The organism is Bradyrhizobium sp. S3.7.6 (assembly GCF_054061875.1).
In genome coordinates this window covers 8,825,786-8,851,046 of record NZ_JBSSEQ010000001.1, presented here as the reverse complement: position 1 = coordinate 8,851,046, position 25,261 = coordinate 8,825,786, and the positions used below count along the sequence as shown (strand labels likewise).

The 25,261-nt window shown below is 63.4% G+C and carries 23 protein-coding genes and 1 pseudogene; 11 read left to right on the top strand and 13 right to left on the bottom strand.

The genetic code is table 11. The annotated features are described in order from the left end of the window. Window positions 1-380: 380 nt before the first annotated feature. The 3 genes and pseudogenes from ACVJ5M_RS42715 to ACVJ5M_RS42705 all read left to right on the top strand — a co-directional run. Window positions 381-533: pseudogene (locus tag ACVJ5M_RS42715) on the top strand (transposase); the annotation flags it as partial. Beyond that, a complete protein-coding gene (locus ACVJ5M_RS42710; protein ID WP_231142186.1) occupies window positions 500-1,567 on the top strand; it encodes an IS3 family transposase in 1,068 nt (355 codons plus the stop codon). The pseudogene ACVJ5M_RS42715 and the gene ACVJ5M_RS42710, both read left to right, overlap by 34 nt. 237 nt (window positions 1,568-1,804) lie before the next feature. Beyond that, window positions 1,805-2,392 (top strand): hypothetical protein, encoded by a 588-nt coding sequence (locus ACVJ5M_RS42705; protein ID WP_063985768.1) that lies wholly within the window; start codon window positions 1,805-1,807, stop codon window positions 2,390-2,392. 245 nt (window positions 2,393-2,637) lie between these two features. Here the strand turns inward: ACVJ5M_RS42705 and ACVJ5M_RS42700 are convergent, their stop codons facing one another. Continuing rightward, the gene (locus ACVJ5M_RS42700) at window positions 2,638-3,729 is read right to left on the bottom strand and encodes a TRAP transporter substrate-binding protein (RefSeq protein ID WP_063985767.1); all 1,092 of its coding nucleotides are present in this window, start codon (window positions 3,727-3,729) and stop codon (window positions 2,638-2,640) included. 330 nt (window positions 3,730-4,059) lie between these two features. After that, window positions 4,060-5,151, bottom strand: a complete 1,092-nt coding sequence (locus ACVJ5M_RS42695) for a TRAP transporter substrate-binding protein (protein WP_063986726.1) — start codon at window positions 5,149-5,151, stop codon at window positions 4,060-4,062. 292 nt (window positions 5,152-5,443) lie between these two features. Between ACVJ5M_RS42695 and ACVJ5M_RS42690 the strand changes: the two genes are divergently transcribed. Beyond that, the gene (locus tag ACVJ5M_RS42690) at window positions 5,444-6,529 is read left to right on the top strand and encodes an SDR family oxidoreductase (RefSeq protein ID WP_063985766.1); all 1,086 of its coding nucleotides are present in this window, start codon (window positions 5,444-5,446) and stop codon (window positions 6,527-6,529) included. 205 nt (window positions 6,530-6,734) lie between these two features. On the opposite strand, the gene ACVJ5M_RS42685 is transcribed toward ACVJ5M_RS42690, so the two are convergent. From ACVJ5M_RS42685 to ACVJ5M_RS42660, 6 genes are all read right to left on the bottom strand, one after another. Next, window positions 6,735-7,112 (bottom strand): hypothetical protein, encoded by a 378-nt coding sequence (locus ACVJ5M_RS42685; protein ID WP_063985765.1) that lies wholly within the window; start codon window positions 7,110-7,112, stop codon window positions 6,735-6,737. A gap of 75 nt (window positions 7,113-7,187) precedes the next feature. Continuing rightward, window positions 7,188-7,463: a hypothetical protein gene (locus ACVJ5M_RS42680; RefSeq protein WP_283017750.1), complete on the bottom strand. Its 276-nt coding sequence runs from the start codon at window positions 7,461-7,463 to the stop codon at window positions 7,188-7,190. A gap of 355 nt (window positions 7,464-7,818) precedes the next feature. Continuing rightward, on the bottom strand, window positions 7,819-9,126 hold the full coding sequence (locus ACVJ5M_RS42675) for an NAD(P)H-dependent oxidoreductase (protein ID WP_063985764.1): 1,308 nt from the start codon (window positions 9,124-9,126) through the stop codon (window positions 7,819-7,821). 142 nt (window positions 9,127-9,268) lie between these two features. Next, entirely contained in the window at window positions 9,269-10,069 is an 801-nt protein-coding gene (locus ACVJ5M_RS42670; protein WP_063985763.1) for a phytanoyl-CoA dioxygenase family protein, read from the bottom strand. A gap of 141 nt (window positions 10,070-10,210) precedes the next feature. Continuing rightward, the gene (locus ACVJ5M_RS42665; protein WP_063985762.1) at window positions 10,211-10,888 is read right to left on the bottom strand and encodes a GntR family transcriptional regulator; all 678 of its coding nucleotides are present in this window, start codon (window positions 10,886-10,888) and stop codon (window positions 10,211-10,213) included. Between the two features lie 183 nt (window positions 10,889-11,071). After that, window positions 11,072-12,328 (bottom strand): M20/M25/M40 family metallo-hydrolase, encoded by a 1,257-nt coding sequence (locus ACVJ5M_RS42660; protein WP_063985761.1) that lies wholly within the window; start codon window positions 12,326-12,328, stop codon window positions 11,072-11,074. A 153-nt stretch (window positions 12,329-12,481) separates the two neighbouring features. Here ACVJ5M_RS42660 and ACVJ5M_RS42655 point away from each other — a divergent pair, with 153 nt between their 5' ends. Further along, window positions 12,482-13,591, top strand: a complete 1,110-nt coding sequence (locus ACVJ5M_RS42655; RefSeq protein WP_135216181.1) for an IS630 family transposase — start codon at window positions 12,482-12,484, stop codon at window positions 13,589-13,591. A 10-nt stretch (window positions 13,592-13,601) separates the two neighbouring features. Here the strand turns inward: ACVJ5M_RS42655 and ACVJ5M_RS42650 are convergent, their stop codons facing one another. Next, window positions 13,602-14,471 (bottom strand): sigma-70 family RNA polymerase sigma factor, encoded by an 870-nt coding sequence (locus tag ACVJ5M_RS42650; protein ID WP_354098030.1) that lies wholly within the window; start codon window positions 14,469-14,471, stop codon window positions 13,602-13,604. A gap of 99 nt (window positions 14,472-14,570) precedes the next feature. Between ACVJ5M_RS42650 and ACVJ5M_RS42645 the strand changes: the two genes are divergently transcribed. Continuing rightward, window positions 14,571-15,026 (top strand): carboxymuconolactone decarboxylase family protein, encoded by a 456-nt coding sequence (locus ACVJ5M_RS42645; RefSeq protein ID WP_063986725.1) that lies wholly within the window; start codon window positions 14,571-14,573, stop codon window positions 15,024-15,026. 166 nt (window positions 15,027-15,192) lie between these two features. On the opposite strand, the gene ACVJ5M_RS42640 is transcribed toward ACVJ5M_RS42645, so the two are convergent. Next, on the bottom strand, window positions 15,193-16,005 hold the full coding sequence (locus tag ACVJ5M_RS42640; RefSeq protein WP_063985759.1) for an alpha/beta fold hydrolase: 813 nt from the start codon (window positions 16,003-16,005) through the stop codon (window positions 15,193-15,195). A 2-nt stretch (window positions 16,006-16,007) separates the two neighbouring features. Then, a complete protein-coding gene (locus tag ACVJ5M_RS42635) occupies window positions 16,008-16,826 on the bottom strand; it encodes an alpha/beta fold hydrolase (protein WP_063985758.1) in 819 nt (272 codons plus the stop codon). Between the two features lie 138 nt (window positions 16,827-16,964). Between ACVJ5M_RS42635 and ACVJ5M_RS42630 the strand changes: the two genes are divergently transcribed. After that, a complete protein-coding gene (locus ACVJ5M_RS42630; protein WP_063985757.1) occupies window positions 16,965-17,507 on the top strand; it encodes a methylated-DNA--[protein]-cysteine S-methyltransferase in 543 nt (180 codons plus the stop codon). 173 nt (window positions 17,508-17,680) lie between these two features. Here the strand turns inward: ACVJ5M_RS42630 and ACVJ5M_RS42625 are convergent, their stop codons facing one another. Both ACVJ5M_RS42625 and ACVJ5M_RS42620 read right to left on the bottom strand, forming a co-directional pair. Next, window positions 17,681-19,225 (bottom strand): acyl-CoA synthetase, encoded by a 1,545-nt coding sequence (locus ACVJ5M_RS42625; RefSeq protein ID WP_063985756.1) that lies wholly within the window; start codon window positions 19,223-19,225, stop codon window positions 17,681-17,683. Window positions 19,226-19,402: 177 nt separating this feature from the next. After that, window positions 19,403-20,575 carry an acetyl-CoA C-acetyltransferase gene (locus ACVJ5M_RS42620; RefSeq protein ID WP_354100264.1) on the bottom strand — a complete coding sequence of 391 codons (1,173 nt, stop codon included), beginning with the start codon at window positions 20,573-20,575 and terminating at the stop codon, window positions 19,403-19,405. A 238-nt stretch (window positions 20,576-20,813) separates the two neighbouring features. On the opposite strand from ACVJ5M_RS42620, the gene ACVJ5M_RS42615 reads away from it, so the two are divergent. From ACVJ5M_RS42615 to ACVJ5M_RS42600, 4 genes are all read left to right on the top strand, one after another. Then, entirely contained in the window at window positions 20,814-21,392 is a 579-nt protein-coding gene (locus ACVJ5M_RS42615) for a TetR family transcriptional regulator (RefSeq protein ID WP_231143663.1), read from the top strand. A 55-nt stretch (window positions 21,393-21,447) separates the two neighbouring features. Next, a complete protein-coding gene (locus tag ACVJ5M_RS42610) occupies window positions 21,448-22,206 on the top strand; it encodes an SDR family NAD(P)-dependent oxidoreductase (protein ID WP_063985753.1) in 759 nt (252 codons plus the stop codon). 185 nt (window positions 22,207-22,391) lie between these two features. Further along, entirely contained in the window at window positions 22,392-23,198 is an 807-nt protein-coding gene (locus tag ACVJ5M_RS42605; protein ID WP_063985752.1) for an enoyl-CoA hydratase/isomerase family protein, read from the top strand. Window positions 23,199-23,242: 44 nt separating this feature from the next. After that, window positions 23,243-25,114: an AMP-binding protein gene (locus ACVJ5M_RS42600; protein ID WP_063985751.1), complete on the top strand. Its 1,872-nt coding sequence runs from the start codon at window positions 23,243-23,245 to the stop codon at window positions 25,112-25,114. Window positions 25,115-25,261 lie beyond the last annotated feature (147 nt).

The window sequence follows — 25,261 nt, the reverse complement described above, 5'->3', positions numbered from 1 at the left end:
TCTTCGGCAACAGTGGCACTGAGCCTCATCTCTCGAGCCAGAACACGTTGACGCCGAAACGATCCGGCGCCGTGCTTGCGATGGAACGTGTAGATCCCGCGGCGCGAGCAGAAGACATGGCTTCGCGCGGTGCGTCTTCCATTCGTAGACCGACAGCAGATCTTCGCCGCTCTCAACGCTGAGCGCGCTCTCGTGCACCTTCGTCATCAGCGCATTTTTCTGTCGGCACAGTGAGCGGTCGCAGGTCGTGATTTCAGATGATTCCTGACACCAGGCTGAACGCCACCGCGCCGCAAATGGCAGGCGCCTCGACAGGTTGACCTGCCCCTGCCGATTTCCTCCAGTTGAAGTTAGAGTCCGGCCTTCTGAAGGACGGACAGATGAAACGAGCCAGGTTTACGGAAGAGCAGATTATTGGCGTGCTGCGTGAGCATGAGGCGGGTGCGAAGGCTGCCGATTTGGCGCGGAAGCATGGCGTCTCTGAAGCGACGCTGTACAATTGGAAGGCGAAGTTCGGCGGTCTGGACGTCTCCGATGCCAAGCGGTTGCGGCAACTCGAGGACGAGAACGCCAAGCTGAAGAAGCTGCTGGCCGAGCAGATGCTGGATGCTGCAGCGCTACGCGAGCTTTTGTCAAAAAAATGGTAGGGCCCGTCGCCAAGCGCGAAGCCGTCGCGCACCTGCAGGCCGTCATGGGTCTGGCGGAGCGGCGGGCCTGCGGCATCGTCGGCGCTGACCGCAAGATGGTTCGGTACCGATCGTGCCGACCGCCGGACACCGAACTACGCGGCCACTTGCGCGAGCTTGCTAATGCCCGTCGGCGGTTCGGCTACCGCCGGCTGTTCGTGCTGCTTCGCCAGCAGGGCGAGCCGTCCGGGCGGAACCGGATCTACCGTCTGTATCGAGAGGAAGGCCTCAGCGTGCGCAAGCGCCGGGCCCGCCGCCGCGCCGTGGGCACCCGAGCGCCGATACTGGTCGAGGCTCGGCCGAACGCCCGGTGGTCGCTGGATTTTGTCCACGACCAGTTCGCCAGCGGCCGTCGCTTCCGGGTCCTGAATATCGTCGATGACGTGACCCGGGAATGTCTGGCGGCCATCCCCGACACCTCGATCCAGGGGCGGCGGGTGGCACGCGAACTGACGGCGCTGATCAATCAGCGCGGCAAGCCGGGCATGATCGTCTCCGACAACGGCACCGAGTTCACCTGCAATGCCATGCTGGCCTGGTCGGAGGAGAACAAGATCGACTGGCACTTCATTGCGCCGGGCAAGCCGATGCAGAACGGCTTCTGTGAAAGCTTCAACGGCCGGATGCGGGACGAGCTTCTCAACGAAACCTTGTTCTTCGGCCTCGATCACGCCCGCGCCAAGATTGCGGATTGGGTCGGCGACTACAACGGCCAACGCCCGCATTCCTCGCTCGGCTATCTGACCCCTGCGGCCTATGCCGCCTACCTCACCGCAACGTGCGATCGGCTGCGCAACCCCGACCAGCTCCGCCGATCGCACGTTGCTCACACCGCGCCAAACGGCGTAACATCCGCCGAGACTCTAACCGCTACTGGGTGAAACTTCAGGGGCAGGTCAAGGTCGGCAAGCGAGATGGATTGCATGCAGAACAATGTTTGGTGATCGCAGGAGCCACCACAGGGTTGTGATCATTCAGCCATGATCGGCCCTTAGCAGACGCAAGCGGAGTTCATGAGCAGTTCATTCCAGGCTCCCTAGTTTTTCCGTCGTCGAGACCCTCGATCGCCAAGACCTTCCGCTGACAACACCAACCATCCCCTTCAGGAGGAGACTCCCATGCCAGCATTGCTTCGTCCCGCCCTCACCGCGTTCGGCGTCGCGTGCCTTCTGTCCGCCGCATCGCTTGCCTCCTCCGGTACCGCGTTCGCGCAAGCCAAGCAGGCCGCGCCGGTTCCGCAGGCCGCGCCGGCGCAGGCGCCTAGCCTCAAGCAGATCGCGCTGACCGACAAGCAGCTCGACGGTGTGCTCGCCGCGCAGAAGGACATGGATGCGATCACGGAAAAGCTGCCCGAGAACACCGCACCCGACCAGAAGGTGATCGGCCAGCTCGACGGCGTCGCCAAGAAGAACGGCTTTGCGGGCTATGACGATTACAACAACGTCGTCGACAACATCAGCCTCGTGCTCGGCGGCTTCGATCCCGCGACCAAGAAATATGTCGGCACCGAAGCCGTCATCAAGGCGCAGATCGCGCAGGTCCAGGCCGACAAGAAGATGCCGGCCAAGGACAAGAAGGAAGCGCTCGACGAACTCAACGAAGCGCTGAAGACGCCGGCGCCGCAGGTCGAGAACAAGGCCAACATCGATCTCGTCGGCAAGTACTACGACAAGCTGGTTGCCGCGCTGGGCGACGATCAGAACTGAGCGCTATTACGGCAAGCGCCCGCCACACTCACAGCTGTCATGCCCCGGCTTGGCCGGGGCATGACAGTACGCCGCGGCGGAGGTGGTGAGAGCGTGTTCTCCAATATGGGCCTCTGGAGTACTGGATCGCACGGTCAAGCCGGGCGATGACACCTTTGGTGTGGTTCGGGCTCTCCCGAAACAAAAAGCCCCGGAGACATCTCCGGGGCTTTCGTCGTTTGTGGCGCTGCGTTTCGCTTAACGCCTCACGTCCGTGTCCGCATCCGCATCATGAAGCTGTCGTAGCTGAGCTCGGCGACCTGCATCCAGGCGAGCGACTCGTTCCTGAATGCCGACAGGCTGGTGTACATCTTGTTGAAGTGCGGATTGGTCTTGCTGAGATCGGCGTAGATCTCGTTGGCGGCGTTGTAGCAGGCCTCCAGGACTTCCTGCGGGAACGGCTTCAGGACCGCACCGGCCACCAGCAGGCGCTTCAACGCAGACGGGTTGACGTAGTCGTATTTGCCGGTGACCCAGGTGAAGGTATCGCGTGAGGCCATCTCGACCACGGCCTGATAGTGCTTCGGCAGCGCGTTCCACTTGTCGCGATTTATGACGTTGTGGCCCTGGCCGGTGCCTTCCCACCAGCCCGGATAGTAGTAGTATTTCGCGACCTTCACGAAGCCGAGCTTCTCGTCGTCATAGGGCCCGACCCATTCGGCGGCGTCGATCGTGCCCTTCTCCAGCGCCGGATAGATGTCGCCGCCCGCGATCTGCTGCGGCACGCCGCCGACCTTGGCGATGATCGTGCCGGCGAAGCCGCCGACGCGGAATTTCAGTCCCCTGAAATCCTCCATCGACTTGATCTCCTTCCGGAACCAGCCGCCCATCTGGGCGCCGGTCGAGCCGGTGGGAATGCCGACCGTGTTGTATTCCTTCAGCAGGTCGTTGAGCATTTCCGTGCCGCCGCCGAACAGCAGCCAGGAAATATGCGCCCGCGTGTTCAGTCCGAACGGCAGCGAGGTGCCGAACGTGAAGGCGGGGTTCTTGCCCCAGTAATAATACAGCGCCGTGTTGCCCATCTCGACCGTGCCGTTCGAGACCGCATCGAGCACCTGCAGGCCCGGCACGATCTCGCCGGACGCGAACGGCTGGATCTGGAATTTGTTGTCGGTGGCCTCGGCCACGCGCTTGCAGAAATATTCGCAGCCGCCGTAGAGCGTATCGAGCGCCTTGGGCCAGCTCGCGGCGAGCCGCCATCTCACTTCCGGCGAAGATTGCGCGATGGCCGGCGCAGCAACCGCTGTGCTTGCCGCCAGGCCAGCGCCTGTCACTTTCAGAAATTCACGACGTTTCATGCGTATCCCTCCGTTGTGCCGATTGCTCGACTAAGGGAACGATCTTCGTGTCGTCTTTTGCTTCGCCGAGAACCGAACTTGTCTTTGGTGAAGGTGTGAGTGTGTCCGACGGCCCTTCAGGGCTCTTTGTGGATCCCGTACGTTGCGGTTCCGGCCATCAGGATGACCGGTCGCCTTGCGATAATCAAGCGTCGTCGGAACGCTCGCAGTTGCGAAGCCGATGGGGACAACCAGGTTTGGTCCGAAACCAGAACCAAAGCACGTAAAACCCCGGAGATGGCAGCATCTCCGGGGCTTCTCCGTCTTTAGTCGTGTGAGCCGCTCAGCGCCTCACGTCTTGGTCCGCATCCGCGCCATGAAGCTGTCGTAGCTCAGCTCGGCCACCTGCGTCCAAGGCAACGAGTCATTCTTGAACGCGGTCATGCTCGCATGCATCTTGCCGAAATGCGGATTGGTCTTGGACAGGTCCGCATAGATTTCGTTGGCGGTGTTGTAGCACGCCTCGAGCACTTCCTGCGGGAAGCCCCTGAGGATCGCGCCGTTCACGATCAGCCGCTTCAGCGCCGGAGCATTCACCGCATCGTACTTGCCGGTGATCCAGGTGAAGGTGTCGCGTGACGCCGCGTCGATCGCCGCCTGATAGTGCTTGGGCAGCGCGTTCCACTTCTCGATGTTCATGATGTTGTGGCCCTGGCTCGTGCCTTCCCACCAGCCGGGATAGTAGTAGTACTTCGCGACCTTGGCGAAGCCGAGCTTCTCGTCGTCATAGGGACCGACCCACTCGGCCGCGTCGATGGTGCCCTTCTCCAGCGCCGGATAGATGTCGCCGCCGGCGAGCTGCTGCGGCACGCAGCCGAGCTTGGCGAGGATCGTGCCGGCGAAGCCGCCGATGCGCATCTTCAGGCCCTTGAGGTCGTCGACCGTCTTGATCTCCTTCCTGAACCAGCCGCCCATCTGCGCGCCGGTCGATCCGGTCGGGATGCCGTAGACGTTGTGCTCTTTCAGGAGGTCGTTGACGAGATCCTGTCCGCCGCCCCACAGCAGCCAGGAAATCTGCTGGCGCGTGTTCAAGCCGAACGGGAGGGCAGTTGCGAACGTGAATGCGGGGTTCTTGCCCCAATAGTAATAAAGCGCGGTATTGCCGATCTCGACCGTGCCGTTCGACACGGCGTCGAGCACCTGCAGGCCCGGGACGATCTCGCCCGCCGCAAAAGGCTGGATCTGGAATTTGTTGTCGGTAATGTCGGCGACCTGCTTGCAGAAATATTCGCAGCCGCCATAGAGCGTATCGAGGGCTTTCGGCCAGCTCGTGGCGTAGCGCCACCTGACCTCGGGCGACGACTGCGCGATCGCGGGCGCAGCCACTGCTGTGCTCGCGGCCAGGCCGACGCCTGTCACCTTCAGAAAATCACGACGTTTCATGCGCATCCCTTCCATTGCGTCGATGCATCGACCAGGGAACGATCTTGCTGTCGTCTTGTCTTCGTCGAGGATCGACGTTCTCTTGTTGAGATTTGTTTGAGCGTTTCCGAATGGCCCTGATGGGCTCTTGTTGCTGGAAGCCGAGCGTTGCGGTTCCGTCAGCAAGGATGACCGGACGCCCTGCGATAATCAAGCCTGATGCCTTCCTCGCAAGTGCGAACGCGGGCCAGACGCAAGTCGGAACCATCAGCGATCTGCTACGCGATTAGGCAATAACAAGGGAGGCTCGCGCATGACGGGCAAAAAGGTCGTGGTCGCTGGGGCAACCGGTCTCGTCGGCAACGCCGCGTTGCGACACTTCGGCACATCCGAGCCTTCAGAAGTTGTGGCGCTGTCGCGACGCAAGCCGCGCCACCTCTACGGCGCCCGCCACGTCCCGATCGACCTTACCAGCGAAGCCGATTGCCGCCGTGCCGCGGCCGAGCTTCAGGGCGCCACCCATTTGATCTACGCCGCGCTCTACGAGGCGCCACAGCTCGTCGATGGTTGGCGCGATCCGCAGCAGATCAAGACCAATGATCTGATGTTGCGCAATTTGATGGCCGCGCTCGAGCCGATGGCGCCAGACCTCAAGCATGTCGCCTTGCTGCAAGGCACCAAAGCCTATGGCGTTCACGTCCGCCCCTTGACGGTGCCGGCGCGCGAAGGCCGCTCCGAGATGTACGAGCAGCCCAACTTTTATTGGGCGCAGGAAAATTTCCTGCGCGAGCTCCAGGCCGGGAAAGCCTGGCACTGGAGTATCTTGCGCCCCGTTCTGATCGTCGGCCTCGCCATGGGCGGCGCCATGGATCTGATCCCGCCACTCGGCGTCTATGCCGCGATGCTGCGCGAGCAGGGCAGGCCGCTCGACTTTCCCGGCGGCGCCGCGCGGGTGGCGCAGGCCGTCGACGTCGATCTCCTCGCGCGCGCGATCGCCTGGTCGGGCGAGGCCAAGGCGGCACAGAACGAAGCCTTCAACGTCACCAATGGCGATGTCTTCACCTGGGAAAACATCTGGCCCGCGGTGGCCGACGCGCTGGAGATGAAGCCCGGCAAGCCGATCCCGCTATCGCTCGCCAAGGAGTTTCCCAATTGGGTCTCTTCTTGGGACGCGTTGCGACGCAAGCATGACCTTGTGTCGCCGGACCTCGCCGACTTCGTCGGCCTGTCGTTCCAATACGCCGATTACAGCATGCGCTACGGCCAGACCGAGTCCGGTCCGCCCTCGATCGTCTCGACCGTGAAGATCAACCGCGCCGGCTTCACCGAGATGATGGACACCGAGGACATGTTCCGGAAGTGGTTCAAGCAAGCCAGGGAAGAACGGCTGCTTCCATAGAGATCGCTACCACGAAGGCCCGCCGCCCGCTCGAAGCACTGGTGACGGTACGCGACCTCGATCCGGAGATCGGGGTCGTTCGTACACCCAGTCGTGCACCCACCGCGCGATCTGGATGCTAATTCTCGGCGAGAGCCACAACTCCGGCACGAAACAGGCGGCCCCTTTGGGGCCGCCTGAGCTGTTTAACGTCAGAGCAGATGACCTACTGGCAGAGATGCTGGAGGCCGTCGCTACCCTTGAAATAGGTGCCGGGCCGGCAGACGATGCCGTTACGGGCAGCATACGTACTCCAGCTGCCCTGCCAGCCCATCTCGCCGTACGACATGCCGGGCGACATGGCGTAGGAATTGCCCCAGTTGCCGACAGTCGCGTCCGCCGCTGCCGGCTGGCGATATGCCGTTCGCCGAGTTGATGGCCGAACCCGATAGTCGGGGGTGGTCCCCGTTCCAAGACCCGTGCAGCTGGCGAATTCAGCTTGGCATGCGTCCGGATTGGAGTTGTACCACTGCGCCTGTACAGCAGAGCTGGACAGGGCAGATGCCACAACAACGACCGCACCAAGAATTTTCAGATTTATCATGGATTGCTCCTTACGGTTGGACCGTGGTGCAAGATGCCACGTGTGTCAGTACCCGTTTTTTTTGCGCGCAAAACATCAAATCGACGTGACACGTTGGGCGAGCACGAACAGAACGAGCATCCCGGTGTCATCCTTCGCGACCATCCTGACACTGCTCGGCCCGGCCATTGGCTTCTCGGGGCTATCAATCGCTGTGACCAGCGCAAGAATTTCGAGGAGGCCGAAGCCAAGGTCATCGTGGTCGAAGAGGACGCAACCTGCTGCGATCATGAGTCCGCATATGGTTGGACATGGCGCGGGCTGCGGCCGATGCCGGCTTTTGATCGAGAAGCCGAACTCACGGTTCAACATTCACCGCTTTGGCATAGCTACACTTCATCTATAATTCTCTCCCGTGGATCAGCTACAGGAGGCAAGAATGAAGCGATCAATTGCCTTGTCAGCGTCGCTAATTATTGGCTTCTCAATTGGAAGCAATGCAGGCGCGAGTGCTGCAACTTACTGCCGACACGCTGGCTATCCCGCCAATTGTGGCGTTCGGACCGGCGTCATAGTCGCGCCAACCCGTGATGTTCGCGGAATGCCACCATCAATTGATGCGGGCCCGAGCGGCGTTATAAGGCAGGACTTGTTCGCAAGGAATAATCCGAACAATTTGCGATCGGATTGGCCCAGTCCACCCGCTCAACCGGGGCAGTTCTAGCCGCTATTTCGCGAATGCCGTCTCCATTACCTTTCGCGTCTTGATCGTCTCGTTGTTAGCGTCGAACTCGACGTCGCTCCAGCGCACGATCTCGCCATGGGCGACGTCGTGCTTCAGCTTCAGGCGATGTGCGAGACCGATCGGCAGGGCGCCTGCCTTCAGGCTCGCGGCCGCCGGCACCAGCTTGCCCCACACGGTGTAGCCGCCTTCGCCGTCCAGCATCTCGCCGGCGCGCAGATTGCGCTTGGCCACGGCGGCAACGTCGCCGCGGAAGCCATAGGGCTGGCCGGTCGGCTCGCCCCGCAGCGCCGCCGACAGGATCGAGATGTTCAGCTCGAGCCCGATCAGATGGTACGGCTTGTACATCGCCGCGAAGCGTCCGCTGCCGTCGGTCTTCAGGCCGTATTGCCTGAAGCAGTCGGCGGCATAGTCGTTCGGCGCCTCCAGCACGACATAGACGCCCCACCGCAAATCGCGAAACACCGGCCGGCCGTCGCGCTCGAGTGACGACACCACCTCCACCACGCCCGACCGTTCCAACACGCCGCCCTTGTCGCTGGGACGCATGACGTGTGGCAAATCGTCGACGCCGCAGGGCGGAAACAGCAAGCCGCTCGCGGGCACGTCGAGCCCGCAGGCATTGGCGATCGCGGCCATCTCGATCGCGGATTTGGTGCCGTCGAGGAAGGAGTTGAACATCTGCGGATTCATGCCGGCCGACTGTGCCTCGCCCGCGGTGAGACCATAGTGCTGCCAGACGCCGTCAGGTGTCACGTCGTGATAGGCTGGCAGATATTTTGTCCCTTTGCCGGCTGCGACCACGCGAAAACCGGTGGCGCGCACCCAGTCGACCATCTCGGCGGTCAGCGCCGGCTGGTCGCCATAAGCGAGCGAATAGACCACGCCCGCCTTCCGTGCTTCCTCGGCGAGCAGCGGGCCCGCCAGCACGTCGGCCTCGACATTGACCATCACGATATGCTTGCCCGCCGCGATCGCAGCGCGCGCGTGCTTGATGCCGACGGCCGGATTGCCGGTCGCTTCAACGACGACATCCATCGCGCCGCCCGCAATGGCGCGTGCGCCATCATCGGTGAAGACGGTGGCCGCGATCCGCTCGGCGCTCCAGCCCACGGTGCGGCAGGCTTCGCGCGCACGGTCGCGATCGATATCGACGATGATGGGCACCTCCAGCCCCGGCGTGTGCGGCACCTGCGCCAGAAACATCGAGCCGAACTTGCCGGCACCGATCAGCGCGACACGGACAGGCTTGCCAGCGGACGCGCGGGCCTGGAGGAGGCGGAAGAGGTTCATGGGGGATGTCCTGAGCGCAACAATCAAAGCTCGTCATTCCGGGGCGACGCGCAGCGTCGAGCCCGGAATCCATAACCACGATCGGGAGTATGGATTCCGGGCTCGCGCCCAAGAAGGCGCGCCCCGGAATGACAGTGAGAACTTACTCCGCCGCCTGTCGCGGCGCACGTGCGAGCCGCACCAGCGCATCATCGTCCACCGTCTTGATCGGCGCAAAATCGCGATGCGCGATGTACTCAGGCCGCGTCGGGGTGCGGATGTAGTTCGAGACCGCGTTCAGCGTCAGGTACACGATCTTGCGCGGGTAGGGCGTGATGTTGCCGGCCGAGCCATGCACGAGATTGCCGTGGAACATCAGCATGCCGCCCGGCTTGCCTGTGGGCGCGACGATGCCGCCCTGCTTGACGAGGCGCGTCACGGTCTCTTCGTCGAGCGTCCACAGTGGATAGGAGGTCGTCGCAAGGTCATGCGAGGCCTGGAGATCGCCGGCATTCTGGCTCTGCGGCACCAGCATCAGGGGGCCGTTGATCGGCATCACCTCGTCGAGGAAGATCGCGATGTTCATCGCGCGCGGCTCCGGCATGCCGTCGTCGCGCTTCCAAGTGCCGTAATCCTGGTGCCACTGCCAGACGTCGCCGGTGAAGGCCGATTTCGCGTTGATCTTGAACTGGTGCATGTAGACCGGCTCGCCGAACAATTGCTCGACCGGGTCGATCATGCGCGGATGCGCACCCAAGATGCGGAATGCCTCGTTGTAGAGATGCGCGGCAAACGCCGTGCGCGGCGCGCCGCTCTTCTCGCGCCAGACCTCGGGCCGATTCGCGTCATAGATGCCGATCGCCTCGCGCGCGAGGAAGTCGACTTCCTCCTGGCTGAACAATTCGGGGAGGAACAGCCAGCCCTCGTGGTGGAAGAACTCCAATTGCTCCTGAGACAGTTTCATGGGTCGTCCTCCTGTTTTGATTTGTTGTTTTCTCTCGTCATGGCCGGGCTTGACCCGGCCATCCACGTCTTTGCTCCACGTTCGCGAGAAGAACGTGGATGCCCGGGACAAGCCCGGGCATGACGGGGGGCGCGATAGTCGCTACGCCGCCGCCTCGTCCGTCGCCCTCAATTTCTCCTCGGTCATCCGTCCCGCCGTCTGCGCATGGGCCAGCGCTGCGCGCTCGGCGGCTTTCGCATCGCCTGCGAGAATGTGTCCGGCAATCGTCGCATGCTCGGCCCACGCGCTGCCGCGATAATCGAGCTCGGAGAGCACCGTCGCCATCGAGCGGCGCATATGCGGCCATTGCGGCGCGATCGTCTCCTCGATCACGGGATTGCCCGCGAGCTGATAGATCGCGCGGTGAAAATCGACGTCGAGCACGATCAGCTCGGCGAGCGAAGTCTTGCGGTCGATGCGGCGTCCGGCGGCGAGGGCTGCGTCCAACCGCGCGCGTCCCGCCGCGTCGCTTGCGGCGCGCTGAGCGGCGAGCCGCGCGGCCAGCGCGTCGATGGCGCCTCGCACCTCGTAGAGCTGGCGGATGCGCGAGGGGTCGAGCTGGGTGACTTCAAAACCGCGACGGCCGCTCTCGGCGACGAGACCCTGCCGGTGCAGCAGATGCAGCGCATGCGACACCGGCTGGCGCGACACGCCGAGCTTGTCGGCGAGTTCGTTCTGCCGGATGCGCTGGCCGGGTTGAAGCGTGCGGTCGGAGATCGCCTCCAGGATCCGCGCATAGACCTGGTCGATCAGGTTCGGGAGCGGGTCGAGAGGGATCACGCCGGCAGCTCCGAGACACAAAAGGGAATACGGAATTCCGTATTCGAAGGTATCGCAGGAGGGGGAGGGCGTCAAGGCGGTCCTCAAGCCGCCGTTTTGGCCTCGCTAAGCCATTGATATCGCTAGGGCCGTCTACTGTGCATGGGGTTGTTTTCGCCGAAATGGCTTGGCCGGCCCCGGCGCCTACTTCTTCTTGCCCTGCTCGATCAGTATCCGGCTCACCAGATAGAGCCGCGGCACGATCGAGTTGGTGTCGATGAACTCGTCCCGGGCGTGATAGCCGAAGCCGGCGAGGCCAAAGCTCTCGACCACGACCGCCTTGCCGCTGCGGTTGGCATAACCGGCATCGGTGGCGCCGCCGGTCATCTCGGCGATGTCGAGCTTGCGGTCGATCTCGGCATAGATCGCCTGCCCCTCCTGCGCGAGCGCGCGGCCGCGATCGCTGGCGACGAAGGGCGGGCGGCCCGCAATGATCGTCACCGTGGTTTCGGTGTCGGGCACGAACTTGTCCTTCACCTTCGCGTCGAGCGCCGCCTGCAATTTGGCGATGCCATCGGGGATGGTCAGGCGGATATCGGCGCCGGCCTCGGCCTTTTCCGGAATCTGGTTGCGCACCGTGCCGGCCTGCGCCGTGGTCCAGTTGAGCTGCGTGCCCGGGATCGACTTGGCGACGTCCTTTGTCTGCTGCAATTGGTGCGCGAGCTCGATCAGCGCGTTACGGCCGAGATCGGGCGCGGCGCCGGCATGCGAGGCGCGGCCCTTCACCTCCATTTTCGCCGTGGCAGTGCCGCTCGCGCCCAGCAGCAGCCCGTCATTCTTGGCGATCGGCGCGGCGACCGTGGGTTCGCAGGAGAGCACGACGTCGTGCTGGTCGGCGAACTCGGCGATGATCTCGCCCGACCCGATCGAGCCGACCTCTTCATCCGGATTGAAGGACACGGTGAGCCTGGCGTAGTCCTGCCAGCCGGCGTCCTTCAGGATCTTGAGCGCATGCAGGACCACGGCGATGCCGCCCTTGTCGTCGGCGATGCCGGGGCCGTAGATGCGGTTACCGTCGACACGGTACGGCTCGCTTGCGAGAATGCCGCGCTGATAGACCGTGTCCATATGCGCGATCAACATCAGCTTTCGCGACCCGGTGCCCTGGAAGGTGGCGATCACCATGTCGGCGCCCGTACCCGCGGTGGTCTTGCGCCGCTCGATGGTGGCGCCCAGCGCCTTCAGGCGCGCTTCGGTGAATTCGGCCATCTTCTTCAGGCCCTCGGCATCGCCGCTGCCGCTTTCGATCATCACCATGTCGTGCAGGGTCTCGATCAGCGGCGCCTTCTCCTGCTCGGCCGCGGCCTTCAGCTTTTCGTCGGCGGCCGCAAGCGCGGTGGTGCTGCCGGCGGCGAGGCCGAGCAGGGACAAGGCGAGCAGGGGAATGAAGCGGGCTGTCATGGAAATCGTCCTTTCGCGTCTTGAGCGCTGGCACCGCGCGATTGGACTTCAGCGTAACATCCGGGCCGTCCGGATGCCACGTCCCGCTAGTCATCTGGAACGCAAGTTCGCCACATTAGTTGATAGCTCGAATCTCTACAGAGGAGAGAGCTCGTGGCGAATGCAGGTGAACGAGGCCGGCCGATCGCGCCGTTGGTGCTTAGTCCGCAGGAGCGGGCGTACTTGGAGAGGCAAGTTCGTCGTCATCGCGTTGCCCGATCGCTATCTGAGCGCTGCCGCGCGATCCTGCGGTGTGCGGATGGCTTGCCAAGCAAGTCCGTGGCTGCCGAACTCGGCCTCCACGAACACACCGTTGGCAAGTGGCGTCGCCGATTTTTGAAGGATCGCTGTGATGGCCTGCTTGACGAGGCCCGCCCTGGCCGCCCTCGAACCATCAACGACGATCAGGTTGCTGAGGTAATTGAGCGGACATTGCGTACAACGCCACCCGACGCGACGCACTGGTCGATCCGCTCAATGGCTGGGGAAACTGGCTTTTCCCACACCACGATCCGCCGAATGTGGATGGCGTTCGGCCTGCAGCCGCACCGCAGCCAGACATTCAAGCTGTCGAGCGACCCGCTGTTCGTCGACAAGGTCCGCGATATCGTCGGCCTTTACCTGTCCCCACCGAACCGAGCCCTTGTCCTCAGTATCGATGAGAAAAGCCAGATCCAGGCCCTGGATCGCGAGCAGCCGGTCCTGCCGATGATGCCGGGCGTACCGGAACGGCGCACGCACAGTTATGTGCGGCATGGTACGACCTCGCTGTTTGCCGCGCTCGATGTCGCCTCGGGGTTCGTCATCGGCAAATGCTATAAGCGGCACCGGGCAGTCGAGTTCTTGAAGTTTTTAAAAGGGATCGATGCTCAAGTTCCTGAAGGCCTCGATGTCCATCTCGTCATGGACAACTACGCCACCCACAAAACACCTAAGATCAAAGCGTGGCTCGCCCGTCGGCCGCACTATCATGTCCACTTCACGCCGACTTCCGCGTCATGGATCAATCAGGTCGAGCGCTGGTTCGCTGAACTCACCAGAAAACAGATCCAGCGAGGTGTTCACACCTCCGTCAGGCAGCTCGAGGCCGACATCCGTACCTTCATCGACCTGCACAACAGAAAACCGAAGCCATTCAAATGGACCAAGTCCGCAGACCAGATTTTGGCTTCCGTCAAACGCTTCTGCTATAAAGCTCAGCGGACTTTATGTGGCGAACTTTAGATTCACGTGACTAGCGCTCCAGCACCTCCACCTCCATCGTCGCGATCTGGTCCGCATCGGCCACCGCCTCGATCCCCGCGATCCGGTCGCCGTTGAACGTCACGCGCAGCGCGATGCGCAGACGTCCGCCGAAGATGACGGCGACGCCGATCTCGCCATCGACCAGCGCCGTCCGTGCAGCCTGCGCACGGCCCTTGTAGAGCTGTGCGACCGCATCCGCGCCGCGGATCTCCGGCAGCGTGCCGAGCCGCACCGCAGCCTGGTCGGCACGGAACACGACGTCGGGATCGAGCAGGGCCAGCAGGCCCTCGAAATTGCCCTCGCGCGAAGCCCTGAGGAAGGCATCGACGATCGCGCGCTGGTGCGAGATGTCCGCCTCGGGCACCGGCGCCCCCTGGACGCGCCGTCGCGCGCGGCTCGCCAACTGCCGCGAGGCGTCGACCGAGCGTCCCACGATCGGCGCGATCTCCTCGAACGGGACTGCGAACATGTCGTGCAGCACGAAGGCGAGCCGCTCTGCCGGCTGCAATGTCTCGAGCACGACGAGGAGGGCCGCGCCGACGGAATCGGACATCTCCGCCTCGCGCTCCCGCGTCTCGTCGACCGGCTCGGGCACGTGCGGGCCCATCGGGTCCTCGCGGCGCGATTTGCGCGCGCGCAGCATGTCGAGGCAGATGCGCGCGACCACGGTGGTCAGCCAGCCGCGCAGGTTCGCGACATCGGACGTGTCGTAGCGGCTGACCCGCAGCCAGGCCTCCTGCACGGCATCGTCGACCTCGGCACTGGAACCCAGCATCCGGTAGGCGACCGCGCGCAGATGGTCCCTGCTGGCCTCGAATTGGCGGCTGAGAAAATTTTCTTCGAAGTTTTTCTGGGTCATCGGTCACATTCCCTCATCGCAATCCGTCATGCCCATGACGAAGCCAATCCGGCCGATGTGACCGGAACCGTCCAAATTCTCTAACGGAGACGCAAGATGATGCACGCGCGCATGAACCACCCCGTCATGGTCCTGCCTGAAGCCATGAACCACCTTCAATCCCTCGGCAATTTGACCAAGCAGGGGCTGCCGGAAAAGCTCCTGGAACTGGTGCACCTGCGCGCCAGCCAGATCAACGGCTGCAGCGTCTGCGTCGACATGCATCCGAAGATCGCCCGCAAGCTGGGTGAAACCGACGAGCGCCTGTTCGCCGTCTCGGCCTGGCGCGATGCGCCCTATTTCAGCGACGCCGAACGCGCCGCGCTGGCGCTGACCGAAGCCGTCACGCGCCTTGCCGATCGCGAGGACCCGGTGCCGGATGCGATCTGGAACGAGGCCTCCAAGCATTTTGACGAGCGCGAGCTCGCAACCCTGATCCTCTCGATCGCGACCATCAACGTCTGGAACCGGCTGAATGCGACGATCAAGATGCCGGTCGGCGTTTGGAAGGTGTGAGTTTCTGTGCCCTCTCCCCTTGCGGGAGAGGGCAGCGCCGCTGGGAGACACGAACTCACTTGGTGAGGGGTATTTCTCCGCAGACTCATTTGCAGATGTGATCTCTCCCACATCCGCCTTCGCCTGAAGGCTTCGGCGGACAAGAGGGGAGAAGGAAAAAAGAAAGCTACTCCGCCAAAAACCTGTTCACCACCTCGCCGAACTCAAGCGGCGCCTGCTCGAACATCCAGTGGCCGGCATTGGGGATCACCGCGGTCTTGCTGCCCGCGATGTGCTCGGCCAGCACGCGCCACATCACCGAGAGGCTGCCGGTGGTTGCACCGCCGCCGATCAGCAGCGTCGGCGTCCTGATCGCCTGCGCATCAGCGAGCGTGTAGGGCCGGCGCTGCTCGTTGATCTGGCCGAGGAAGGTGAGCGTGTTGTCGCGCAGCTGTTGCTTCGCCGCCGCCGGCACGCGCCGCCACGAGCCGTCGCCTTCGATGCCCTCGTAGAAATTCTGCAGCGCGCCGTCGAGATCGCCGGCGCGGATCATCTCGACCGAGCGTATCGTCTTCGCAGCGAGCGGCGGATGCGCGGGCGTGCCTTCGGGCACCGACAGGCTGGCGTCGAGATCGCCGCCCGGCTCGGCCAGCACCAGCTTGCGCAGCAGGTCAGGCCGCGCTTGCGCGACGCGAAACGCGATGTGGCCGCCGCGCGAATGCCCCATCAGGTCGACCGGCCCGGGTTTGACCTGCTCGATGAAGGCGATCGTGTCCGCGACGTGCTGCGCCATCTTGTAATCGTCGCCGATGGCGTCCCAATGCTCGGGAAAGAAATGCCGCAGGCTGACCGAGATCACGCGATGGGACTTCGACAGTGGGCCGAGCACTGAATACCAGGTGCGGAAATCACCTAGCGTGCCATGGACGCAGACCAGCGGCGGGCCGTCCCCGACTTCGAGATAGGCCATGTCGTAACCGTTGACGCGAAAGCTCTGCATGATCAGCTCGCCAGGAAATCCAGAACCAGTTCGGAGTATTTTTGCGGCGCCTGCTCGAACATCGGATGGGTCGCGTTCGGGATGATCGCCGTCTTGGAATAGGGTACGTGCGCGGCCAGCGCATGCAGCACCTTTGGCAGCAGGCCTTTGGTCCGCGCACCCAGGATGAACAGCGTCGGCATCCTGATCGATTCCGCATCCGCCTTCGAGAAGGGCGGACGGTTGTCGCGGACCTGCCCGATCAGGGTATAGGCGTTGTCGCGCAGATTCTGCTTCACCATCGCCGGCAGCCGCGGCCAGGTGCCGGCGCCCTCCAGCGTGTCCACGAAGACGGCAAGGCCGCCGTCGACATCGCCGGCCGCGATCTTCTCGGCCGAGGCCGTGAACCGCGCCAACAGCGGCGAGGGGCCGCCGACGTAATCGGGATCGAGGCTCGCATCGAGCTCGCCGCCGGGTTCGGCCAGGATCAGCCGCCGCAACAGGTCGGGGCGCGCCTGTGCCACGCGGAAGCAGATGTGCCCGCCGCGGGAATGGCCCATCAGATCGACCGGGCCGACGTCGAGCTTCTCGATGAAGGCGATGACGTCCTGGACATGCTGGGCGATCGAATAGGTGTCGCCGACGCCATCCCAGCGGTCCGGGAAGAAGTGCCGCAAGCTGACGGCGATCACCCGATGCCGCTGCGTCAGCGGTCCGAGCACGCAGCCCCAGACGCGGAAGTCATTGAGCGAGCCATGTACACAGACCAGCGGCGGCCGGCTCCTGTCTTCGCCCACGTCGAGATAGGGCATGTCGTATCCGTTGACGTGGAGGCTTTGCATTCGGGGCTCGCGGGAGGGGGCAGGAACTCCTGTGCAAGATTCCCGGAAACCGGGTGGATCGCAACTATTTCCAAGCCTAGATTTAGGCATGGATCACAATGGGGGCATGCGACGAGGGCGCAAGCCAGGAACCAAGCCATGACCGACCAGCATTTTGCCCTGTTCGACACCAGGATCGGCCTCTGTGCCATCGCCTGGGGCCCGCGTGGTATCAACGGCACGCAACTGCCCATGGGCGGCGAGGAGAAGATCCGCACCCGCATCAGCCAGCGCCATGCCGACGCCACCGAGGCCGAGCCGACCGCCGAGGTGCGAGAGGCGATCGACCGCATCACAAAATTGCTCGCGGGCGAGCCGGACGATCTCACCGACATCCCGCTCGATCTCGACGGCGTGCCCGACTTCAACCGCGGCGTCTACGAGATCGCCCGCGCCATCCCGCCCGGCAAGACCATCACCTATGGCGACATCGCCAAGCAGCTCGGCGGCGTCCAGCTGTCGCGCGATGTCGGTCAGGCGCTCGGCCGCAACCCGTGCCCGATCGTCGTGCCCTGCCATCGCGTGCTGGCCGCCGGCAACAAGCCCGGCGGCTTCTCGGCCAATGGCGGCGTGGTGACGAAGCTGAAGATGCTCGAGATCGAAGGCGCGCTGGTGAACCACACGCCGAGTTTGTTTGATTAATCTCCGCTTCACCCTCCCCTGGAGGGGGAGGGTCGATGCGCATGCAGCGAAGCGGAATGCGCAGCGGGGCGGGGTGACAGTCTCTCCGAGTGGAACAGTGCCCGAGTGGAGAGATCACCCCACCCCGTCGCTTCGCGCCGACCCTCCCCCTCCAGGGGAGGGTAAGCAAGTGGCTAAATCTTTGCCGTCGTCTTCGGCCAATACCGGTCGCGCAGATGCCGCTTCACCAGCTTGCCCGTCGGCGTGCGCGGCAGCTCGGCTTCGAAATCGATCGAGCGCGGGCATTTGATCGCCGAGAGACGTGTCTTGCAGTAGGCGATCAGGTCGGCTTCGAGCGCCTTGCCGGCGCGGCTCATGTCGTGTGGCTGCACCACCGCCTTCACCTCTTCGCCCATCTCCTCGTTCGGCACGCCGAACACGGCGACGTCGGCGATATCAGGGTGAGTGATGAGCACGTCCTCGGTCTCCTGCGGGTAGATGTTCACCCCGCCGGAGATGATCATGTAGGACTTGCGGTCGGTGAGGAACAGAAAACCGTCCTTGTCGAGGTAGCCGACGTCGCCAAGCGTCGACCAACCCTTGGCGTTGTAGGCCTTCTTCGTTTTCTCTGGATCGTTGTGATAGGTGAAAACAGGCGCATCGGCGAAATAGACCGTGCCGATCTCGCCCACCGGCTGCTCCTCGTCGTTCTCGTCCAGGATCTTGATCTTGCCGACCACGGCGCGGCCGACGCTGCCGCGATGCTCCAGCCATTGCTGCGAATTGCAGACGGTGACGCCGTTGCCTTCCGAGCCGGCGTAATACTCGATCAGGATCGGTCCCCACCATTCGATCATTTTTGCCTTGACGTCGACAGGGCAGGGGGCAGCGGCGTGGATCGCGCCCTTCAGCGTGGAGACGTTGTACTTGCCGCGAACCTCGTCCGGCAGCTTCAGCATGCGCACGAACATGGTCGGTACAAGCTGTGACTGCGTGACCTTGTACTTCTCGACGAGCTTGAGAAAATCCTCGGCGTCAAAATGCTCCATGATGATGGAGGTGCCGCCCAGCACGATCGCCATCATGTTGAAGCGCAGCGGAGCCGCGTGATAGAGCGGCGCCGGCGAGAGATAGGTGCTCTCCGCATTCATGCCGCACATGTCGGCGCAGAGGACGCGCAGGAAGGCGTTCGGCACGTCGATCTTGTTGCCTTCGAAGGCCCTCTTGATGCCCTTCGGTCGGCCGGTGGTGCCGGACGAATACAGCATGTCGTAGCCGGCGACCTCGTCCGCAATCGGCGTTGTCGGCTGTGCCGACGCTTCCTTGTCGTAGGAGCGGAAGCCGGGCTGGGGTTCGTCGACCATGTAGAAGATCGGCTCGCCTGCGGTCCCCTTGATCAGGGCCCTGATCTGGTCGGCGCATTTCGGCGTGGTGATCACGACCTTGGCGCCGCAATCGCCGATGATGTAGTCGATCTCGTCCTGCTTCAGATAGCGGCTGATGGCGGTGTAATAGAGCCCGCTGCGTTGCGCGGCCCAGCAGATCTCCATGAACGCGAGACGGTTTTCCATCAAGAGCGCGATGTGGTCGCCGGCCTTCAGGCCGAGCGAGCGGAACAGGTTTGCGCCCTGGTTCGAGAGCTCGTCGAGCTCGCGATAGGTGATCGCCTTGCCGGTCCCGGCCATCTGGTAGGCGATCTTGTCGGGCGTGGTTTTGGCGTAGACGGACGGATGGGTCATAAGCGTAGGTCCCAAGGCACACGAGATGTCGTCCCGGCGAAAGCCGGGACCCATAACCACAGGGCGTCGTTTGGCAGAGGATTGTCGTTCGGTACTGCGACCAACCACAATCGATAGATTTCGCGGTATGGGTCCCGGCTTTCGCCGGGACGACACCGTTAGTGTGGCAGCAGCAGCTTACAGCCGCTCCACGATCGTTACATTCGCCATGCCGCCGCCTTCGCACATGGTCTGAAGACCATAGCGCTTGCCGCGCTGGTGCAGGGCGTGGACCAGTGTGGTCATCAACTTGGTGCCGGAGCCGCCGAGCGGATGACCGAGCGCGATGGCGCCGCCATTGACGTTGAGGCGGGCTGGATCGGCGCCGGTGGTCTTGAGCCAGCCGGTCGGCACCGAGGCGAAGGCCTCGTTGACCTCGAACAGGTCGATGTCGTCGATCGTCATGCCGGCCTTCTCCAGCGCGCGCTTGGTGGCGTGCAGCGGAGCATCGAGCATGATGACGGGATCGCCGCCGGTCATGGTCATGTGATGGATGCGCGCCAGCGGCGTGAGGCCGAGCTGCTTGAGGCCGCGCTCGTTCACCACCATGACACCGGAGGCGCCGTCGCAGATCTGGCTGGCGCTCGCCGCCGTCAGCTTGCCGTTCTCGGCAATCAGCTTGACGCCCTTGATGCCGTCGAGCGTGGCGTCGAAGCGGATGCCTTCGTCGATGTGATGGGTGTCCTTGCTGCCGTCGGCGCGGGTGATCTCGAGCGGCACGATCTCCTTCTTGAAGTGGCCGGCTTGCGTCGCTGCGATCGCGCGCTGATGGCTGTTGTAGGAGTATTCGTCGAGATCATTCTTCGACAGGCCGTACTTCTCGGCCATCATCTCCGCGCCGGTGAACTGGCTGAACACGATGTTCGGATATTTGTGCTCGATGCCCGGGCTCTTGTAATTGCTAAAGCCGTTCTTGGCCGGAAGCTGCGAGGACAGGCCCATCGGCACGCGCGTCATCGATTCCACGCCAGCGGCGATCACCACGTCCATCGTGCCGGACATCACGGCTTGCGCGGCGAAGTGCAGCGCCTGCTGCGAGGAGCCGCACTGCCGGTCGATCGAGGTGCCCGGAACGCTCTCCGGCAGCTTCGAGGCCATGATCGCGTTGCGCGCGACGTTGTTGGACTGCTCGCCGACCTGCATCACGCAGCCCATGATCACGTCCTCGACCAGGGCGGGATCGACCTTGGTGCGATCGACCAGTTCGTCCAGCACCTTCGCGGCGAGATCGGCCGGATGCCAGCCGGCGAGGCGGCCCCCCTTGCGCCCGCCCGCGGTACGCGCAGCGGCGACGATGTAAGCCTCGGCCATGTCGGTCTCTCCCTGGATTGTTCTCTATCGAGTTTGGATTGTCGCGGCGGATTTAATGGGCGCGATATCGTTTAGTCAATCGATCAATTAACTCTTGTGATGAGGCGCTGCTTCGGCTTATCTGCGGCCGCTTCAAGCGGCGAGAACAGGGAACTCCGTGACTACCAGCGTACCGAACAGGCTCCCCAGCGGAAAGAATTCCACGGCAGAGAAATTGCTCGTGGCCGCGAGCGAGCTGATGATCGAACGCTCGTCGATCGAGATCTCGCTGTCCGACATCGCCCAGAAGTCGGGCGCCAATGCCGCGCTGGTCAAATATCATTTCGGCAACAAGGACGGCCTCTTGCTGGCGCTGCTCGCGCGCGATGCCGCGACCGAGATGTCAAATCTCGAATATCTGCTGGCGCAACCGATCACATCGACGGCGAAGCTGAAGCTGCACATCGCCGGCATCATCCGCGCCTATTACCGGTTCCCCTACATGAATCGGCTGATTCACTATCTGCTGCATGAGACCAATGCCGGCTCTGCCGACGAAGTCTCAAAGTTCTTCGTCGCGCCGCTGCTGGATTTCCATCGCCGCCTGCTCACTGAGGGCGTCAGCCGCGGCGAGTTCCGTGCCACCGATCCGGTGCTGTTCTACACCAGCCTGATCGGCGCCTGCGATCACCTGTTCTTTGGCCGGCACGCGATGTCTCGCGCGACCGGCGTCGGTCCGGTCACCGATGACGTATGCCGGCAATACATCAAGCACATGGAAACGCTGATTTGCGGTGGCATCCTCACGCAAGCCGAGGAAGCTGCCGCGGCCGGATAATCCGGCCGAGACGTACAAGTCTAGAGAAGAAACGCCCAAGGAAAGGTAGCCTGTCATGGAATTGAAAGACGTAGCCGTTCTCATCACCGGTGGTGGTTCGGGTCTTGGTGAAGCGACCGCGCGCGCCATGGCCGCCAAGGGCGCCAAGATTGGTGTGATCGATCAGAACAAGGACAATGCAGAGAAGGTCGCTACCGAAGTGAAGGGCGTCGCGCTTCATGCCGACGTCACCAGCGAGGAGCAGATCAAGGCAGCAATCGCGAAGGCGGAAGCCGCGCACGGCGTCGCGCGCGTGCTGATGAACTGCGCCGGCATCGGCGGCTCGCAGCGCATCGTCGGCCGCGACGGCATCTATCCGCTCGAAAAGTTTGCGCGCATCATCAACGTCAATCTGATCGGCACCTTCAACTGCCTGCGTCTGTTCGCCGAGCGCCTCGTCACGATCGAGCCCGTCGGAGAAGAGCGCGGCGTCATTATCAACACTGCCTCGGTGGCCGCCTATGAAGGCCAGATTGGCCAGATCGCCTACTCGGCCTCGAAGGGCGGCGTCGTCGGCCTAACGCTGCCGGCCGCGCGCGACCTCGCCAGCCAGAAGATCCGCGTCAACACCATTGCGCCCGGCCTGTTCTTCACGCCGTTGTTGATGGGTCTGAATGAAGAAGCCCGCAAGAGCCTCGGTGCCCAGGTGCCGCATCCCTCGCGCCTCGGCGATGCCAAGGAATACGGCTCGCTCGCGGTGCATATCGTCGAGAACGCGATGCTCAACGGCGAGACCATCCGTCTCGACGGAGCCATCCGTATGGCGCCGCGGTAGTAGATGCGCTCTTCCTTCTCCCCTCGTGGGAGAAGGTGGCGCGAAGCGCCGGATGAGGGGTCTCTATCCGCGGAGACAGACCCCTCACCCCGGCGAGTATGTGGCTAGCGATGTACATGCCCTCTCCCGCAAGGGGAGAGGGCACAATAATCGGCACCGCCAAGACCGGTAAGCAGGAGCGCACCATGTCCCAACCGCTGCTGATCGAGCACAACGACGGCGTCGATACGGTGACGCTCAATCGTCCTGAAAACCTCAATGCCCTCGATCCCGCGCTGATCGATGCGCTCAACGTCTATTTCCAGGGCCTCCAGCGCAACCGCGACACGCGCGTCGTCGTGCTGAAAGGCGCCGGCAAGAATTTTTGCGCCGGCCTCGACCTCAAAGCGGCGATGGCCCGCCGCGCCGGGCAGCAGGAGCCGCCCGGTGTCACCGAGTCGCTCGACTCGCAGCGCCGCATCGCCGACATCGTGATGCTGATGCGGCGTTGTCCGCAGCCGATCATCGCTCTGGTACAGGGCGCGGCGGCCGGCGGCGGGTTCGCGCTGGCGCTTGCCTCCGACATCCGCATCGCGACGAAGTCGGCGCGGATGAACTGCGCCTTCATCAAGCTCGGCCTCGGCGGCTGCGACATCGGCACCAGCTACTTTCTGCCGCGGCTCGTCGGCGTCTCTGTGGCGTCCGAATTGATCCTGACCGGACGTTTCATCGGCGCCGAGCGCGCGCTCGCGGTTGGGCTCGTGTCCGAGGTCGTCGATGAAGATAAGCTCGATGCTGCTGCTGCGCCCTATGTCGATGCGATGATGACGGCGTCGCCCGTGGGACTGCGCCTGTCAAAAGAATGTCTCAACATGAGCGTCGATGCGGGATCGCTGGAAACCGTTATCGCGATAGAGGACCGCAACCAGGTCCTGTGCAGTCGCTCCGAGGAATTTTCGGAAGGCATCAGGGCCTTCCTTGAGAAGCGAAAGCCTGTCTATATCAGGCGCTGAAACGAGAACGATCCGCAAAGGACGATAATTCCGGGAGACGCAAAATGAGTGGAAGTGCGGCGGCCGTGATGACGAAGCCCGCCTTTCGCAAGGTCGAGTGGCTCGCGCGCGACATCGACGTCGAGCGGCGCGACGACGGCACGGTGGTGCTGAAGTCGCGCATTCCGCTGCAAGCCTACGAGACGCATCTTCCGGCCTCGCTGGCGAAATGGGCCAGGCAAGCGCCTGAGCGCATCTGGCTCGCGCAGCGCGGCGGAGCGAACCGCGAATGGCGCAAGGTCTCCTACGGTGAGGCCAAGCGCACCGTGGATGCGCTGACGCAGGCGCTGCTTAATCTCAGGCTCGAGGGACGCCCGGTCACGATCCTCTCCGGCAATTCGATCGAGCACGCGCTGATGACGCAGGCCGCGATGCAGGCGCGCTTGCCAGCAGCGCCGGTGTCGCCGGCCTACTCGCTGATGAGCCATGACCACGTCAAGCTGAAGTATCTGTTCGACCTGATCAAGCCGGCCGTGGTGATGGTGCAGGACGGCCCGACCTTCGAGAAGGCGCTGAACGCACTCGACCTCACCGGCGTCACCGTCGTTCACGTCGCTCGTCCCTGCGACGGCATCACGAGCGTCAGCTTTGCCGAGCTCGCGGCAACGTCCGTGACCGCCGATGTCGAAGCATCGATCGCGAAGATCACGCCGCAGACCGTGGGCAAGCTGTTGTTCACCTCCGGCTCGACCGGCATGCCCAAGGCGGTCATCAACACGCAAGAGATGATGTGCGCCAATGCGGCGATGATGATGCAGGTGCGGCCGCGCGATCCCGGCGGTCCGATCTCGACCATGCTGGACTGGATGCCATGGAACCACACCATGGGCGGCAATGCGGCGTTTCACCCGGTGCTGGTCGACGGTGGCACGCTCTATATCGATGACGGCCGGCCGATGCCGGGCCAGTTCGAGGAGACGCTGCGGAATCTGCGCGAGATCTCGCCGACCTATTACGCCAACGTGCCGGCCGGCTATGCCGCGCTCGCGGCGGCCATGGAGAAGGACGATGCGCTGTGCCGCTCGTTCTTCAAGAACCTGTCGATCATGGCCTATGGCGGCGCGCGGCTGCCCGACGATCTCTATGAGCGCATGCAGGCGCTCGCGGTGAAGACGACCGGCGAGCGCATCGTGTTCTACACCGGCTGGGGCTCGACCGAGACGGCGCCGACCTCGACCGGCACCTATTGGGACACCGAGCGCGTCGGCCTGATCGGCCTGCCGTTCCCCGGCGTCGAATTGAAGATGGTGCCGTGCGGCTCAAAATACGAGCTGCGCCTGCGCGGCGTCAACGTCACGCCCGGCTATTTCGGCCAGCCGGACCTGACGAAGAAGATGTTCGACGAGGAAGGTTTTTACTGCATCGGCGATGCCGGCATCTTCGTCGACGATGCCGATCCGGTGAAGGGCATCATCTTCGCCGGCCGCGTCGTAGAGGACTTCAAGCTCACCACCGGCACCTTCGTCCATGTCGGATCGCTCCGCACTGACGCGATCGCCGCGGCGACGCCCGTTGTGCATGACGCGCTGGTTGCCGGGCAGGATCAATGCTCGATCGGTCTGCTGGCATGGCCGAACCTGCACGCCTGTCGCCAGCTCGTCGGCAATCTCGAGCTGAGCTTCGAGGACGCGGTGAAACATCCCGAGGTGATCGCCTGCTTCAGACGTGGCCTCGAAGCACACAACACGGAGTGTGGCGGCGCCAGCAGCCGCGCTATCGCGCGCGCAATGCTGATGGCCGAGCCGCCCTCCATCGACGGCAATGAACTCACCGACAAGGGCTACATCAACCAGCGCGCCGGCCTGGAGCGCCGTGCGGCGCTGGTGAAGCGGCTCTATGCGGACAAGCCTGATCAGGATGTGATCGTGCTGCGATGAATGCGCAACTCTCTCAACTCGTCATTCCGGGATGGCCCGAAGGGCCAGGCCCGGAATCCATAACCCCGGCTGGTGGATATGGATTCCGGGCTCGCGCTCCGCGCGCCCCGGAATGACGGCGCAAATAAATGACAACGAATAAATAAG

What these genes read in the sequence shown, in the direction of transcription:
- ACVJ5M_RS42705 (WP_063985768.1), top strand. Translation starts at nt 1,805, where the DNA reads ATGCCAGCATTGCTTCGTCCCGCCCTCACCGCGTTCGGCGTCGCGTGC.
- ACVJ5M_RS42700 (WP_063985767.1), bottom strand. Translation starts at nt 3,729, where the DNA reads ATGAAACGTCGTGAATTTCTGAAAGTGACAGGCGCTGGCCTGGCGGCA.
- ACVJ5M_RS42695 (WP_063986726.1), bottom strand. Translation starts at nt 5,151, where the DNA reads ATGAAACGTCGTGATTTTCTGAAGGTGACAGGCGTCGGCCTGGCCGCG.
- ACVJ5M_RS42690 (WP_063985766.1), top strand. Translation starts at nt 5,444, where the DNA reads ATGACGGGCAAAAAGGTCGTGGTCGCTGGGGCAACCGGTCTCGTCGGC.
- ACVJ5M_RS42685 (WP_063985765.1), bottom strand. Translation starts at nt 7,112, where the DNA reads ATGATAAATCTGAAAATTCTTGGTGCGGTCGTTGTTGTGGCATCTGCC.
- ACVJ5M_RS42680 (WP_283017750.1), bottom strand. Translation starts at nt 7,463, where the DNA reads ATGTTGAACCGTGAGTTCGGCTTCTCGATCAAAAGCCGGCATCGGCCG.
- ACVJ5M_RS42675 (WP_063985764.1), bottom strand. Translation starts at nt 9,126, where the DNA reads ATGAACCTCTTCCGCCTCCTCCAGGCCCGCGCGTCCGCTGGCAAGCCT.
- ACVJ5M_RS42670 (WP_063985763.1), bottom strand. Translation starts at nt 10,069, where the DNA reads ATGAAACTGTCTCAGGAGCAATTGGAGTTCTTCCACCACGAGGGCTGG.
- ACVJ5M_RS42660 (WP_063985761.1), bottom strand. Translation starts at nt 12,328, where the DNA reads ATGACAGCCCGCTTCATTCCCCTGCTCGCCTTGTCCCTGCTCGGCCTC.
- ACVJ5M_RS42650 (WP_354098030.1), bottom strand. Translation starts at nt 14,471, where the DNA reads ATGACCCAGAAAAACTTCGAAGAAAATTTTCTCAGCCGCCAATTCGAG.
- ACVJ5M_RS42645 (WP_063986725.1), top strand. Translation starts at nt 14,571, where the DNA reads ATGCACGCGCGCATGAACCACCCCGTCATGGTCCTGCCTGAAGCCATG.
- ACVJ5M_RS42640 (WP_063985759.1), bottom strand. Translation starts at nt 16,005, where the DNA reads ATGCAGAGCTTTCGCGTCAACGGTTACGACATGGCCTATCTCGAAGTC.
- ACVJ5M_RS42635 (WP_063985758.1), bottom strand. Translation starts at nt 16,826, where the DNA reads ATGCAAAGCCTCCACGTCAACGGATACGACATGCCCTATCTCGACGTG.
- ACVJ5M_RS42630 (WP_063985757.1), top strand. Translation starts at nt 16,965, where the DNA reads ATGACCGACCAGCATTTTGCCCTGTTCGACACCAGGATCGGCCTCTGT.
- ACVJ5M_RS42625 (WP_063985756.1), bottom strand. Translation starts at nt 19,225, where the DNA reads ATGACCCATCCGTCCGTCTACGCCAAAACCACGCCCGACAAGATCGCC.
- ACVJ5M_RS42620 (WP_354100264.1), bottom strand. Translation starts at nt 20,575, where the DNA reads ATGGCCGAGGCTTACATCGTCGCCGCTGCGCGTACCGCGGGCGGGCGC.
- ACVJ5M_RS42615 (WP_231143663.1), top strand. Translation starts at nt 20,814, where the DNA reads ATGATCGAACGCTCGTCGATCGAGATCTCGCTGTCCGACATCGCCCAG.
- ACVJ5M_RS42610 (WP_063985753.1), top strand. Translation starts at nt 21,448, where the DNA reads ATGGAATTGAAAGACGTAGCCGTTCTCATCACCGGTGGTGGTTCGGGT.
- ACVJ5M_RS42605 (WP_063985752.1), top strand. Translation starts at nt 22,392, where the DNA reads ATGTCCCAACCGCTGCTGATCGAGCACAACGACGGCGTCGATACGGTG.
- ACVJ5M_RS42600 (WP_063985751.1), top strand. Translation starts at nt 23,243, where the DNA reads ATGAGTGGAAGTGCGGCGGCCGTGATGACGAAGCCCGCCTTTCGCAAG.